Raw genomic sequence first — 13,305 nt, forward strand, 5'->3', positions numbered from 1 at the left:
GGCGCACTTGTCAGACAAATTCATTATCTTGCCGGAGCAAGTGTGCTTCGACAGGAATCTTTCACCGATGGCGCGGTTGCTGTATGGTGTGATTGCGTCGTTATCGGCAAAGGACGGCTTTTGCTGGGCACAAAACAGGTTCTTTGCTGATAAGTTCGGAGTGCAACCGGAAACTATTTCACGGGCTATAAACTCGCTCGAATCAGCGGGATATATTCGCCTTGAATTTGAAGGCAGCGGGAAGGAAATTCGACGCATTTATACCCTTGATAATTTTGTCATACCCCTTGACGAAAAAGTCATACCCCTTGACAAAAAAATCAATAACCCTTGCGAAAAAAGTCAAGGCACCCTTGACGAAAAAGTCAAACATATAAATACAAGAGATATAAACAAAGATATATGCGCATGCGCATTTGCGCAGTTTTGGGAAGCGTACCCTAAGAAGCGCGACAAGGCCAAAGCAAAAAAGGCATTTGACAAGCTCGGCGCAGACCAAGATTTACTTAACGATATCCTTGCCGCGCTGGAATGGCAAACCAAGCTGCCGGACTGGACGAAAGACGGCGGGCAGTATATCCCTTTTGCAAGCACTTACCTGAACGGCCGCAGGTGGGAGGATGAACCGCCGGCCGCAGCGGCTCAGCCGAAAGCACCCAAGCTAAAAACAATCATTGATGAGAACGGAAACGAGGTGGCGCAATTTTGCTGAACGATAATTTTCTAACTGCCGAAAACGCGGTGATCGGGGCTTGTCTGGTTGACCCTGCCCTGTGGCGGGTGGTGCTGGACAAGCTGCACAGGGACGATCTGTATTCCGATTTCAACCGCGAAGCCTATGACGCGGCACATCGGTTTGATCTGGACGGCAAAGAGCCGCCTAACGCGGTAGAGATCGCGGACGCGGGCATAGATCGCAATATCCTGTATGGCTGTATGGAAATTGCGTGCGCAGAGCGCGATTTAGACCGCTCCATCGAGCTGGTAAAGAAAGAAGCCCGCCGCCGCGAACTGGTGACCATCGGCAGACTGCTGGAAGATGGCGCATTGAACGGAGAGGAACCGGATGCGCTAATCGCCGAAACAGAGCGGCGTATTTCTGCGCTGGATCACCGAGACAGCGGGCAGTTGTTAAACAGCTTTGATATTGCAGCCGCCTTTTACGGCTTCCGCGACCAAATCAGCGGGAAGCTCATCAAAACAGGGCTGGAACCGATTGACAGCACATTGGGCGGCGGCATGCTGCCGGGCGGGTTTTACATACTGGCGGCACGCCCCGGCTGCGGTAAAACCGCGCTGGCTTTGCAAATCGCGGACAACGCAGCGAAAGAGGGCGCGGTGCTGTTTGTGTCGCTTGAAATGGATGTTTCCCAACTGCAGGCGCGGCGGCTGTCAAGGCGCACGGGCATATCCTCCTCGCGGCTGCTGCTGGATGAGCATTTAACCGCTGGGGAATGGCAGGCGGTGAAAACAGCAAATGCGGAACTGGCGCACTTGCCATTGTATGCCAACGGAAAAGAGGGCTGCACCGTCCTTGATGTGCGCTCGATGGCACGCCATATCAAGGGGCTGTCGCTGATTGTGATTGATTATCTGGGGCTGCTGCATCCGGAGCGCAGCCGGTCAAGCCGGTATGAAGAAATCACCGCAATATCGAACAGCTTGAAGGGTTTGGCACGGTCGCTTAAAATTCCGGTGCTGTGCTTGGCGCAGCTTAACCGCGCCAGTGAACAGCGGGCGGATAAAACCCCCGGTCTTGCCGACCTACGGGACAGCGGCGCAATCGAGCAGGACGCGGACGCAGTGCTGCTGATGCACCGCCCCGATCTGTACGAGAGTGAGCGCGGGGAACTGGTCTTTGTGTCTGCACAGGTCGCAAAGAACCGCCATGCGGGCATGAAATCATTCCAACTGGGATTCAGCTTGCAGACAGGCCGGTTTATCCCAGTTCAGGGAGGGGTCAGGTATGACGTTTGATGAGATGAAAAAGGGCGCATACCGCGGCGCCGCCGTACCGGACGGGATGACGGAAAACGAGCGGTTTCAATTCGTAGCTGCCCGCCGCGTATACGCCGGTTTCCGCAGCGGTGAAATCGACCGCACCGAAGCAGAGCCGATGATTGCATTTATCCGGGATTATTCCCATCTGCAAATCAGGGAAAAACGGTCGCTTCTGCAATATATCTTTGCGCTGCTCTGCGCAGATGCGGGCAATGGGGATTCGGAAGCCTTGACGCTTTCTAAGTTTGTGGCACGGTTGCAGAGCAGCATGGGGAGACGATGACGGTTTATGACTAATCAGGAGGTGTTAACTTATCGGTAAATCATCCCAGAGAAAGGGTGCACAGGGAGAACGGGAGCTTGCGGCCATCTTACATGACGCATTAGGCGTGGACACTAAACGCGGCACAATCCCCTATGGCGGGTCTGCTGATGTGGAAGGGCTGCCGTTTGTCCATGTTGAGTGCAAGCGCGTAGAAAATTTATCGCTTTATAAGGCTTTTGAGCAATCTTCCAGAGATGCCGCCAAAACTGGCGATATTCCAGCGGTATTTCACCGAAGAAATCATAAACCGTGGGTAGTAATCATGTCTTTGTCGGACTGGATTATGTTTTATCGGGCATATTGCGGAATTAGTGGACATTACACGCGCGAGGACTTTAGTCGACCACAAGTGGGCGAAAAACGGCGAGCCGTGGCTGGTGGGCAAGGATGTGGCGCAGGCGCTGGGGTATCAAAATGCAAGCAAGGCAGTGATGAGCCATGTTGACGCTGAGGACAAGCGGTTTGAAATGCTTTCGGTATCGGATTCCCAAAATGGGAATCTGGTCAAAACCGCAATCATCAACGAAAGCGGCCTGTATTCCCTTGTGCTGTCTAGCAAGCTGCCGGGTGCGAAAAAGTTTAAGCGCTGGGTGACAAGTGAGGTTCTGCCATCGCTGCGCAAGCACGGATTATACGCAGCAGATGAACTGCTGAATAATCCAGATCTGGTGATTCAGGCGATGGAGGCACTGAAGGACGAACGCGCGAGATAAAAAAACAGGATAAGGAGTAAAAAACAATGTTTTATTTGAAGCACGAAGGAAAGAAACTGGACATCCGCGAGGATAATGTGTTTACGGTTTGCCCGATATGCGGCAAAGAGCATACCGTTGACCTGCACGATATTTTAGAAGGCGGCGAAGCGGACTTGTACGGCACAGCGGTTTATTGCCCAGACTGCGCAAAGCAGCGGATGCAGGACAAAGCCGAGAAAAGCTGAACATAAAAAGGCTTTTGCACAACAAAAGAGCGGCAAGCCCTATACCGCCTGCCGCTCTCCCGCTTGATTCTGATTGTGGTTTTATTTTACCACGGGCGGGAGGTATGCGCAATGAGCAATGAAGAACTGGCAGTGCAGGCAAAGGCGGGTGATCGTGACGCGCTGGCGCAGCTCTGGGAGCAGAACAGGGGCTTGCTTACTACGCTGTTTCGCGGGCTGTCACAGAAAGCGGGCGCGAGAATGGCCGCTATGGGCGTAACATGGGAGGACGTGGAACAATCCTACTTCCTTGCAATCGCGCTTGCTGTGGAGCTGTACCAGCCCGAAAGGGGCATGCTGTTTGCGTCCTTTCTCAGCTATCCGGTCAAGACGGTTTTTTATGATCTGGTCGGCTGGCGCACAGAGGGACAGAAACGCGATCCGCTCGGCTGCTGCCTGCGCCTTGATGAGCCGGTAACCGGTGAGGATGGCAGCGAGGCACCGCGCGGCGAGCTTGTTCACGATCCTGCAGCCGGTCAGCAGTTTGAGGATGAGGAAGAACGCATTTATACCGAGCAGCTGCACGCCGCGTTAGATCGGTGCCTTGATGCGTTAGAACGGACACAGGCGGCGGCAATCCGATATCGCTACTATGACGGACTGACGCTGGCAGAGATCGGGGCAAAGCTAGGCTGTAATACGGAATATGCCCGCCAGCTTACAGATAAAGGACTTCGGCGGCTGCGAAGCGGCAAGAACATCCAACGGCTGAAACAGTACCGCGAGCAGATCATCAGCGAGGGCGCATATCACGGTACCGGCTGGAACGCTTGGAAGAACGGCGGCAGCGTAGAGGAACGAACCGTGTTGAAGCTGGAACGCAAGGGGGTGCTATCCTGAAATTTCCGAGCCCCTGAAAAGGGGCAAGGCCAGCCGGTTTGCAGAGCATCGCCACAAGTTGCGATGGGACACAGCTTTTCCCCGCTTCCGGGGGAAGCGGTAAGGGGGCAGTTGAATCGATACCCTTATACCCTGTCGAAAGTAACGAAAAGTAGACAAAAAGTAGCACATAAAAAAGATCTTGCAGTTTGACCGAAAATGCACAAAAATGCGCATAAAAAAAGGCTGTGCAAATCTTGAACAATCGCGAGAAACCGAGAACATAAAAAAGCTTCCCGCAAATCTCCGGAAATCATCAGAAATGTCCAACAAAAAAAGAACATCGGAACAGACCGGGCGAATCCCCGCAAGTGGGCTGGGCAGCGCAATTGAACGCTATGCCAACCAGCTTTCAGAAAAACGCAAGGATACCAGAGCGGGGAATCAGCTCTTTAACGATATGCTGCGCGGAAAAAGATAAGAAATTGGCTCAAAATTGAGCTGAATTGTATGTTATTTCAATAAAGACAAGAGGTGCAAGTATGGAGAATAATATGATTTCAGTCAAACGGCATGTAAAAACGATTTGTGTCAACAAAAGCGGGCAAACGATCTCCATCGATATGGAGGATCAGGAGTTTGTATCCGGCATTGTCGGGGTTGTCCGTCGGTTTGAGGACAAGCAAAAGGAATACAGACAGAAAATACAGGAGCTCGAAACGATGCCGCATGAAACCGAAGTGGAGCAGATTGCGCAAGCCCATGCGGTTTCGGCATTCAGTGCACAGCTGTGCCGGGAATTGAAAACAGAGGTGGATGCGGCTTTTCGTGATCATGTATGTGAAAAGGTGTTCGGCAATATCACCCCCAGCTTGGAGCTGTTTGCGGAATTTTTCCGACAGCTGCACCCGTTTATCAAAGAAGCGGCAGTAGAACGAAATAAGCGCATTCGCAAATACACCGAGAAGTACCAGAAAAGAAGCGGGGTGGGCTGATGGCGGCGGATGGTTCTATCGTCATTGAAGTAAATGCAGATCCATCAAAAGCAGAAAAAGCGATTGACGGTATCGGCAAAAGTCTAAATGAGGGGGTAACCAAAAAGGCAGAGAAAGCCGCAGATGCGGTGGAAGGCTTAGACGATGGGTTCAAAAAAGCTAAAGCCGGAGCAAAATCCGCTACTGAATCCATAAAAGATGATTTGGATGGGGTCGATCTTTCTCTGCGGGAGCTTGCGTCAGCAGTTGGCGTGGCATTCAGTCTGGATGCGATCGCGGGCTTCGGCACGGCAGCTATTGAAACGGCTTCGGATTTGCAGGAGGTACAGAACGTTGTAGACACAGCCTTTGGGGATATGGCATGGAAAGTGGAAGAGTTCGCGGCCAGTTCGATTGAGAGCTTCGGTATGTCCGAATTTGCAGCAAAGCAGACAGCCGGGCAATTTATGTCCATGTCCACAGCGTTAGGGCTTTCGCAGCAGGAAGCCGCTGACATGGCATTATCCGTAACCGGGCTGACCGGGGATATGGCGTCTTTCTACAATGTGTCGCAGGATGTAGCATCTACTGCACTGGCATCAATTTGGACGGGCGAAACCGAAAGCTTAAAGCGGTATGGCATCGTTATGACGCAGGCCAATCTGGAGCAGTATGCCATGCAGCAAGGGATACATAAAACCATGCAGGAGATGACACAGGCCGAGCAGCTGCAGCTCCGTTACAAATACGTCATGGAGCAAACAAAGCTGGCACAGGGGGATTTTGTCAAAACGCAGGACAGCTGGGCAAACCAGAGCCGTATATTGAACGAAAACCTGACCGTGCTGCAAGGCACCATCGGCGAGGGACTGATGTCGGTACTCAGCCCGATCTTACAGATTATCAATGCAATCGTGGGCGGATTTGTGCAATTTCAGGAATCTACCGGTATACTGGATGAATTTTTCAGCGTTTTGATCGGTGGAATCACCGGCCTTGCGGCCATGAAAGGGATTGAGGTGCTGCAGAGTGTTTCGGCTGCGCTGATGTCAGTCGGGAAAGCCGCGCTTTTGGCAAAGGTGCAGAGCGGGATTCTGGCCATCGCGGTTGGGGCGTTGGTAACGGTTTTTTTGCAGCTCGTTCAGGCGTGGAACGGCATGACCGGATATGAAAAGCTGGTTGCCGTGCTGGGGATGGTGACTGCTGCAGCGGTAACGGCGGCGATTGCGGTCGGAGCTTTTCAGTCGGCGTTAACGCTTGGCGTTGGTGTTGCAGCGATTGCAGCCGGTATTTTTGCCGTTGTGGCAGCGATCAATTCAGCACAAAGCCGGGCAGAGCAAATGGGTAAGTCGATGCAGGTGCCATCGATGCAGAGTATGCCAAAGTTAAAAAGAACCGAGATCCCTGCCCTTGCCCGTGGTGCGGTCATTCCCCCAAACCGCGAATTCCTTGCTGTGCTTGGCGATCAGAAAAGCGGCAAAAACATCGAAGCGCCGGTTTCCGAGATCGAAGCGGCAGTTGCCCGCGGTATGCAGAATTCTGGGGGCGGCGGCAGTCAGACCGTCGTTCTGGAGGTTGACCGTCAGGTGCTTGGGCGTGTTACGTATCAGCTGAACAAAGAACAGACGCGGCGGTTCGGTGTGGATTTGGTAGGCGGATAGGAGGTGAAAACATGACATTGACAGAATGGATGCGCCTGCGGGCGGAACAGATGGTAGAAAACTTTGTACAGTACCAAAAGGAACAGTTGGAATCGTGGGAAGCGGATGAGGCGGAGGACGCGCGTCATCCGGAATAAAAAAAGCGGCTTCCGGGTATTTTGCTCCGGAAGCCGTTCGGCTATCTCTCCGCACCCTTTGCAGAGATGTTGACCTGTACGTTGATCTGGTCTGCACTGGTGCCGTATACCGCTGCAATCATCTGACGCAGCAGACAGGCATTGTGCCGGGCGCTGTTGATAAAGTCTTGGATGGTGGCAGACGTGTTAATTTTCGACTGGTTCATTGCATATTCGTCCCCTTCCTTGATGGATTTGCAGGCTTTATGCCATGCAGTGCATTGCCGAAGGTTTCAATCAGGCGGAATTTATCAGGGTCATCCCAATGCATGGAATCGCCCAACAGATGATACCGGGCAGCATCTTGTGCGGTCAGTCGGTTCGGATCGTGTCCGTCCGTCCAATAATACGCCCAAGAAATCGCTTCGCAGCAGCACGCCAATGCTTCGGGTGACATTTGCTCAATCATGGTTCGGCATTGCCGCCGAAGGGTGTTATTCCGATTCATGTGCATTCCCTCCGTTTTGCTGTTTTGCCGGCATGCAAGCGCTCAAAAGGATGGACAAGGCGGCCTTTACCTCTTGACGATGCTTGCATTGTGCAATCGTGCGCGCTACCTTCCGAATGTTCGGCAGCTCATATTGGCGCAGAATATCTTGTGCAGTGGGTTGTGTCATAATAAATCTCCTCCGGTAGTATAAAAATGCTTGCAGATGACAGGCGGCTGTGCTATCATACAGACAACCGCCCTACGGTGGTTTAACTCTGGCTTCTTACCTTGCTTGGTCGGCGGTGGTAAGGGGCTTTTCTTTTGGTGATGTCAAATCCATGATTTTTTCCTTTCTGATCGATGTGCACAACGTGCATAGAGGCACGATACTTGCTCGACATGAAATGACAAGGCAAACGGTGGTTATTCTGTCCCGCTCGATGTACTCACCGTGTAAGCCAAACGGACTTTGTTAATCTCGCTCATTCTCTCGCGCATTTTGGCTTTCTGCTCATCGGTTAACGGTTTAGATTCTCTGGTCGGGTTAATTCTGATCCACGCTTTCGGACAATGGAACGTTAGACCGCCAGAACTGTTATCTTTTGTAAGTTGTGCATCAGCTGGTCGTTGTTTGCATAGCTCCCGAAGTCTACGGGATAATCTGGCGTTATAGGTGAATATCTCTGCCGTGTCGTGCTGCTCATCGAAAACAATGATTGTTTCGCGCTCTGATAGTGTTAGTGCCATCTGTACACCCCTTTACGCTAATACGAACCGGCGGGTTTCGGTGGATCGGGTGAACCGCTGGTACAGGTCGGGCATTGCTGCCTTAAAAGCGCGGCTGTCAAATCGTGCAGACTGTACCGGCTTCCATGTGGCTTTCCAATCGTCACCGGCCAGCATGTCTACGCCCTGCATGGTCATTTCCTGCTTGACTGCATCCGTGATGCTCTCGATCTCGGCGGCGATCTCATCTGCCAGACGGCGCAGCCTGCGCAGCTCTGTGATCTTGTGGTTTAACTCTGTTCTGCTCATGTGTGATACCTCCGTATTTCGTTTATAATGGACGCTGTGCACTCTTTGCGGCTTGGGTATTTTTGAACCGCAGAAAGCAATATACGCCGCTCTCGCGCCCGCCTGCGTCATCTTCCTGACTATTGCTCTCGCTCACAAGGTATATGGTCATAGGCTTCAAGGGTTTTCCTTCCCTTTAGGCTGTTGCCCGTTTCGGTGGGCTGTACCGGCGGTCATTATCGGAGCAAACCGCGTGCGGCAAGTAGTAGGCTGCTTGCAGCCAGTCAGTTTGGAACGGTGCCAGCCGTCCGCCCCGGTGTTTATTGCTCTCGCTCACAGGTACGCGGTACGGCTCTTGGTCGGGTGGTCTTGCCCTCGGCTCTGTTCCCTTGCTGTGATTATAGTATACTATATGGTTAACCATATATCAATAGACATGATGTACAAAGTTAACCATATATTTTGTGCATTGTTTATATGGTTAACAATATCAAAATGCGATATAATACAGTAGAGGAGGCATATATATGGCAGTAAGTGAAGCACAAAAGAAAGCATCCGACAAATATAATCGCGAGCACATGACCACGCTGGGGTGCAAAGTCAAGAAGGAAGAAGCGGCGGCATTTAAGGCCTACTGTGCAGCACAGGGCAAGACCGCTAATACCGAACTCAAGGATCATGTATTGAAGTGTATCGGTGAGCAGGGTGATGAAGCATGAGCCGGTTTGAAAAGCTACTGTACAGCATCTTGAGCGGTACACAAGATAAGAATATTGCATTTGATGACTTGTGCAAGATTTTAGACCGGTTTGGGTTTGTCTGTCGCGTAAAGGGCGATCATTTCATATACACAAAAGACGGCATAGAGGAAATTATCAATATCCAGCCGAAAGGGAAAATGGCAAAGCCCTATCAGGTGAAACAAGTCCGCGATCTGATCGTAAAATATCGCATGGGAGGTGCTGAGTAATGTATCAGTATGAAATCATCATCTACTACAGCCGTGAAGATGAAGCATATATTGCCGAAGTGCCGGAGCTGCCTGGCTGTATGGCTGATGGCGAAACGGCGAGGATGGCGCTCGACAATGTCGAAACTGTAATTGCAGAATGGATAGAAACTGCCCGCGAATTGGGGCGCCCTATTCCTGCGCCGCGCGGAAAACTGCAATACGCCTGAGTAAGGCCGGCGTGCGATAGATGAGCAGGTCAAGCGGGATAACGGCGAATAGGCGCGATCTGAGGGCAAAAGAAAACCGCCCTACTGGACGGCTTGACAATCCCGATCGGGGCGGGTATACTGAATACAGAAAAAGGGCACTGTCGGCAGACGGTCAGCCCGAACAAGTTAAGAGATCAAGAAATGACCGCATACTTTGTCAGGGTAGGGCGGTCATTTCGCGTATATGGTTAGTATGTAAAGCGTGAACGCTGCGCATACACAAAGCCGAAAGAGCTTTCCCACAATCGCTATCACCCCCTTTCACAAGGGAGTAGCCGACCGCCTGCCGTCTGGTGACAGTGCCTTGAGTGAAGTATAACAGAAGCCGACAATCAAATCAAGCGACTTGACAATCTCTCTTGCTGTGGGTATACTGAGTATAGAAAAGGGCGCAGCTGATTGACGGTTACTCCCTCAAAGACTTGTCAAGAAATTTGACCGCCATTGTTGGAAGCAGGGGCGGTCATTTTCTTTTGCTTATCTGAACGATCAGACCGGCAAATGCTATGAGCATAATCACAAACTGAACCAGTTCGGAATATGTAACCATGAGCACCACCTCCCTTCTCAGGGATGGTGGGAATAACTGCCAACCGCTGGCACGGCTGCGCCTGTATGCAGTATACCAGAAACCGCCCAAAAGAGCAAGGCAGCGGCTCCGTTGCCACAAAAGGAACGGCTGTTTTGTATGGTGTTTGCTTGGTGTTTATTCACCCGAAAATAGGTGTTTTTATATGGTTGTAAAAGTTGCTAATAAGTGAGTAAAAACGCAATATATTGCGCTTATATGATGTATAAATACACAACTGAAATCATTCGGAACGGACTACGAACCAAAAGGTCGGGGGTTCGAATCCCTTCTGGCGTACCACTTTTTATTGTGGGAACAAGCGATTTCTTCGGAAATCGCTTGTTTTTTTTATATTTCATAACATGTCTAAATCACATCCTAAACGATTCGAGTTGTCCTGCATTATTATAATGCATCAAGGGATCACAACGTCTGCAATCTGCGGACTGTAGTGATGCTCCGGTCATTTGTAAGCTGCTCCGGCGGGGCACGGGCAAAGGCATCCTCTCGGATCACGGGAATTGATTCGATAAGGCGGTCAAGATCCCGTTTCTCCCGTTTATGGGAATTCTGTTGCAAACTGCAAGGATTCTGCTATACTATACGTAAGAACATGGTGCAGCCGCACTGATGGGAGGGATTGATATGAAACGATTGATCGCTATGCTGCTGGCCAGTCTGCTGTGTGCCGGTTTGGCTGCCTGCGGCACATCGGATGAACCGGCGCCGGCATCCGGCATGTGCATCACACCCTACGCACTGAACGAGGAGGAACAGGCGCTTCTCAAGCTGGCCGACACGGATCGCGCCAATACCGCGCTTGTGCTGTATGACTATCAGGCGGACGAGCGGCTGTGTGCCATTACCGTTGCGCGCTATGTGCTGACCGATGCGCTCACATGGGAGCGCGACCCGGATTACGGCGGCGCGGTTTACAGCGAAGAGGGAATCCCGCCGCAGGGGCGTCTGGCACTGGCCGAAGCGCCGGGCGGTTCGTTTGCGTTCAATCTGCTTGATGGCGGCGGCGGTTATAGTCTGTACGCCCCTCCGCTGCCCGAAGGGCTGCCTGACGGGTGCAGCAGCGGCGCGGGCGGACAGAGCGAGACGGTATCCATCGTCTATGGAGAAGAGATCCCCCTGTTGGTGCGCACCTTTCGCACGGATGACACCATGCCTGTAATGAGCACAGCGGTGTTTACAGATGCAGCATCACGGGAACGGGTGCAGGACTCGGTATTTACCGAAGCCTTTACTGTGACGTTTTCGGATACCGTTCCCGAAACATGAGGCTCCTCGCACAAAGGCCCCGCGGCACAGCCGCGGGGCCTTTGATTGATGGGGATGCCGCCGGTCAGTCGTCCAGCTCATCTTCGGTTTCCAGTGCGGCAAGAAGCGGACCGGCCAGTTGCTTTTTACGGCTGACTACGCCCGGCAGAACCAGCGCATGATCGCTGCCTTCCTGTTGGAAGGCGGCACGAGCCAGTGCAGCTGCCCCTTTGCCGACAAACAGCAGCTCGGTGCTTTCGTCAATGATATTGGTCAGCATCGCAAACAGGATGTTCTGCCCGGATGCCGGCAGGTAGCTTTGCATATATTCCAGAATACGCGGGCGGATCTCATCCAGTTCCTCTTGGCTGACACTCGTCACCTGTGAGATGGCAATGCGCTTGCCATTCACCTGAAAATACTTGTAGTCCGTGTGGAAGATCTCATCCATCGGCCGGTCTGCCAGCTTGGAACCGGCGCGGAACATCGCGGTTGCGTGGGTGCGGATATCAATACCTGCGATTGCGGCGAGCTGTTCTGCCACCCGGCGGTCAACCGGCGTGCAGGTGGGGGAGCGGAACATCAGCGTGTCCGACAGGATCGCGGAGCACAGCAGACCGGCGGTTGTCGGATCGATTTCGACTTCGTGCTCCCGATAGATCTGCGCCACGATCGTAGCAGTGCAGCCGAGCGGCTGGTTGCGGAAATAAATCGGGCTGCTGGTTTCGACCGCATCAATTCGATGGTGGTCGATGATCTCAATGATCTGTGCGGACTGGATGCCGTCCGCCGCCTGCCCGCGCTCGTTATGATCGACAAGGATCACCTTTTGCTTTTCGATATCCAGCAGGTTGCGCTGTGATACCATGCCGATATACACTCCATCATCATCCAGGATCGGATAGTAGCGGATACGCTTTTTGGCAACGGTTTTTTTCACATCATCCACCAGATCATGCGGGTGGAAGGTCAGCAGCCCTTTGGTGCGCATTACATGGCGCACGGGTACCGCCTGATTGATGACCTTGGAACAGCTGTATGTATCGAGCGGGGTCACGATGACGGCGCAGTTGGCTTCCTCTGCCAGCTTGCGGATCGTGCGTGACACCCCTGCGTCCAGACCGATCACGATGCAGCCTGCCTTCATCTCGATCGCACAAAGCTGGGATTCGTATCGGTTGCCCATGATGACCATATCGTTCTGGCCGATGTATTCCTCCATCACATCCGGGTTGGCCGCCGCAACGACTACGCGGCCCTGTTCAAAATGCGCGTCCAGATCGCCGACCGCCAGTTCTCCGTTGAGCACGTCAACCAGATTGCGGTAGCTGGTACGGGCTTCGGCCAGTGCGTCTGCGTCCTGATCCTCCATGTAAAAACGGGCGATATCGGTCAGCGTCAGCAGGCCTTGCAAATGGTTTTCCTCATCCACGACCGGAACGGTTTGGATATTGTTCTCGCTCATATATTTCCATGCACGCCGCAGGGAAATGTGCGAGCTGATGCCATCCACCACGCGGTACTGCACATCCGACAGGCTGGGGTTAAGGGAAGACAGATACCGCGGCGGTTCCACACCGAAGGCGTCCAGCACATATTTGGTTTCCGCGTTGATGTGCCCCGCGCGGCAGGGGATATATTCGTCTCCGGTCAGGATATGTTTGAGCCGGGCATAGCAGATCGCGGAACAGATCGAATCGGTATCCGGATTTTTATGCCCGATCACGAAAATTGGCTTCATACCGTCATTGCTCCTTTTTTCCTGTTCTGCGGTGCGCTGCATAATACAGAATAAAAAAAGCCCAAAGTGCAGCGCTTTGAACTTTGAGTCTGTACCGTAACGCACCCACATCACGGGGAGTTGA

Annotated in this window: 18 protein-coding genes and 1 pseudogene; 15 read left to right on the top strand and 4 right to left on the bottom strand. The window is 52.5% G+C overall.

Annotated elements, in window-relative coordinates; all coding sequences use genetic code 11:
* Positions 1-7: 7 nt before the first annotated feature.
* The 11 genes and pseudogenes from T363_RS15030 to T363_RS16685 all read left to right on the top strand — a co-directional run bounded on the left by T363_RS15030 (position 8) and on the right by T363_RS16685 (position 6,896).
* Entirely contained in the window at positions 8-712 is a 705-nt protein-coding gene (locus tag T363_RS15030) for a helix-turn-helix domain-containing protein (RefSeq protein WP_031473591.1), read from the top strand.
* On the top strand, positions 706-1,977 hold the full coding sequence (locus T363_RS0104330) for a replicative DNA helicase (RefSeq protein WP_031473593.1): 1,272 nt from the start codon (positions 706-708) through the stop codon (positions 1,975-1,977). The genes T363_RS15030 and T363_RS0104330 overlap by 7 nt, the downstream gene beginning before the upstream one ends.
* The gene (locus T363_RS0104335; protein WP_031473595.1) at positions 1,967-2,284 is read left to right on the top strand and encodes a hypothetical protein; all 318 of its coding nucleotides are present in this window, start codon (positions 1,967-1,969) and stop codon (positions 2,282-2,284) included. The genes T363_RS0104330 and T363_RS0104335 overlap by 11 nt, the downstream gene beginning before the upstream one ends.
* Before the next feature lie 31 nt (positions 2,285-2,315).
* A pseudogene (locus T363_RS16875) lies at positions 2,316-2,591 on the top strand (putative PDDEXK endonuclease); the annotation flags it as partial.
* Between the two features lie 46 nt (positions 2,592-2,637).
* Positions 2,638-3,039, top strand: a complete 402-nt coding sequence (locus tag T363_RS0104340) for a BRO-N domain-containing protein (protein WP_099092268.1) — start codon at positions 2,638-2,640, stop codon at positions 3,037-3,039.
* A 26-nt stretch (positions 3,040-3,065) separates the two neighbouring features.
* Positions 3,066-3,266, top strand: a complete 201-nt coding sequence (locus T363_RS0104345; RefSeq protein ID WP_031473599.1) for a hypothetical protein — start codon at positions 3,066-3,068, stop codon at positions 3,264-3,266.
* A 111-nt stretch (positions 3,267-3,377) separates the two neighbouring features.
* The gene (locus T363_RS0104350) at positions 3,378-4,145 is read left to right on the top strand and encodes an RNA polymerase sigma factor (RefSeq protein ID WP_031473601.1); all 768 of its coding nucleotides are present in this window, start codon (positions 3,378-3,380) and stop codon (positions 4,143-4,145) included.
* 301 nt (positions 4,146-4,446) lie between these two features.
* Positions 4,447-4,605 (top strand): hypothetical protein, encoded by a 159-nt coding sequence (locus tag T363_RS15960; RefSeq protein ID WP_154658736.1) that lies wholly within the window; start codon positions 4,447-4,449, stop codon positions 4,603-4,605.
* A gap of 61 nt (positions 4,606-4,666) precedes the next feature.
* Positions 4,667-5,119 carry a hypothetical protein gene (locus tag T363_RS0104360; protein ID WP_031473603.1) on the top strand — a complete coding sequence of 151 codons (453 nt, stop codon included), beginning with the start codon at positions 4,667-4,669 and terminating at the stop codon, positions 5,117-5,119.
* On the top strand, positions 5,119-6,759 hold the full coding sequence (locus T363_RS16345; protein WP_031473605.1) for a hypothetical protein: 1,641 nt from the start codon (positions 5,119-5,121) through the stop codon (positions 6,757-6,759). The genes T363_RS0104360 and T363_RS16345 overlap by 1 nt, the downstream gene beginning before the upstream one ends.
* An 11-nt stretch (positions 6,760-6,770) precedes the next feature.
* Entirely contained in the window at positions 6,771-6,896 is a 126-nt protein-coding gene (locus T363_RS16685) for a hypothetical protein (RefSeq protein ID WP_278246987.1), read from the top strand.
* A 41-nt stretch (positions 6,897-6,937) separates the two neighbouring features.
* Here T363_RS16685 and T363_RS15965 read toward each other — a convergent pair whose 3' ends face one another.
* From T363_RS15965 to T363_RS0104395, 3 genes are all read right to left on the bottom strand, one after another.
* Entirely contained in the window at positions 6,938-7,102 is a 165-nt protein-coding gene (locus T363_RS15965; RefSeq protein WP_154658737.1) for a hypothetical protein, read from the bottom strand.
* On the bottom strand, positions 7,099-7,383 hold the full coding sequence (locus T363_RS0104380) for a hypothetical protein (protein ID WP_031473607.1): 285 nt from the start codon (positions 7,381-7,383) through the stop codon (positions 7,099-7,101). Before T363_RS0104380 ends, T363_RS15965 begins: the two co-directional genes overlap by 4 nt.
* A gap of 741 nt (positions 7,384-8,124) precedes the next feature.
* Positions 8,125-8,400, bottom strand: a complete 276-nt coding sequence (locus T363_RS0104395) for a hypothetical protein (protein ID WP_031473613.1) — start codon at positions 8,398-8,400, stop codon at positions 8,125-8,127.
* A 506-nt stretch (positions 8,401-8,906) separates the two neighbouring features.
* On the opposite strand from T363_RS0104395, the gene T363_RS14450 reads away from it, so the two are divergent.
* From T363_RS14450 to T363_RS0104420, 4 genes are all read left to right on the top strand, one after another.
* On the top strand, positions 8,907-9,101 hold the full coding sequence (locus T363_RS14450) for a hypothetical protein (protein ID WP_034971653.1): 195 nt from the start codon (positions 8,907-8,909) through the stop codon (positions 9,099-9,101).
* On the top strand, positions 9,098-9,352 hold the full coding sequence (locus T363_RS0104405) for a type II toxin-antitoxin system HicA family toxin (RefSeq protein ID WP_031473615.1): 255 nt from the start codon (positions 9,098-9,100) through the stop codon (positions 9,350-9,352). Before T363_RS14450 ends, T363_RS0104405 begins: the two co-directional genes overlap by 4 nt.
* Positions 9,352-9,561 carry a type II toxin-antitoxin system HicB family antitoxin gene (locus T363_RS0104410; RefSeq protein WP_031473617.1) on the top strand — a complete coding sequence of 70 codons (210 nt, stop codon included), beginning with the start codon at positions 9,352-9,354 and terminating at the stop codon, positions 9,559-9,561. Before T363_RS0104405 ends, T363_RS0104410 begins: the two co-directional genes overlap by 1 nt.
* A 1,258-nt stretch (positions 9,562-10,819) precedes the next feature.
* Positions 10,820-11,461: a hypothetical protein gene (locus tag T363_RS0104420; RefSeq protein WP_031473619.1), complete on the top strand. Its 642-nt coding sequence runs from the start codon at positions 10,820-10,822 to the stop codon at positions 11,459-11,461.
* A 64-nt stretch (positions 11,462-11,525) separates the two neighbouring features.
* Here T363_RS0104420 and T363_RS0104425 read toward each other — a convergent pair whose 3' ends face one another.
* Positions 11,526-13,181, bottom strand: a complete 1,656-nt coding sequence (locus tag T363_RS0104425) for a putative manganese-dependent inorganic diphosphatase (protein ID WP_031473621.1) — start codon at positions 13,179-13,181, stop codon at positions 11,526-11,528.
* Positions 13,182-13,305 lie beyond the last annotated feature (124 nt).

This window comes from Agathobaculum desmolans ATCC 43058 (genome assembly GCF_000701665.1).
GTDB lineage: Bacteria > Bacillota > Clostridia > Oscillospirales > Butyricicoccaceae > Agathobaculum > Agathobaculum desmolans.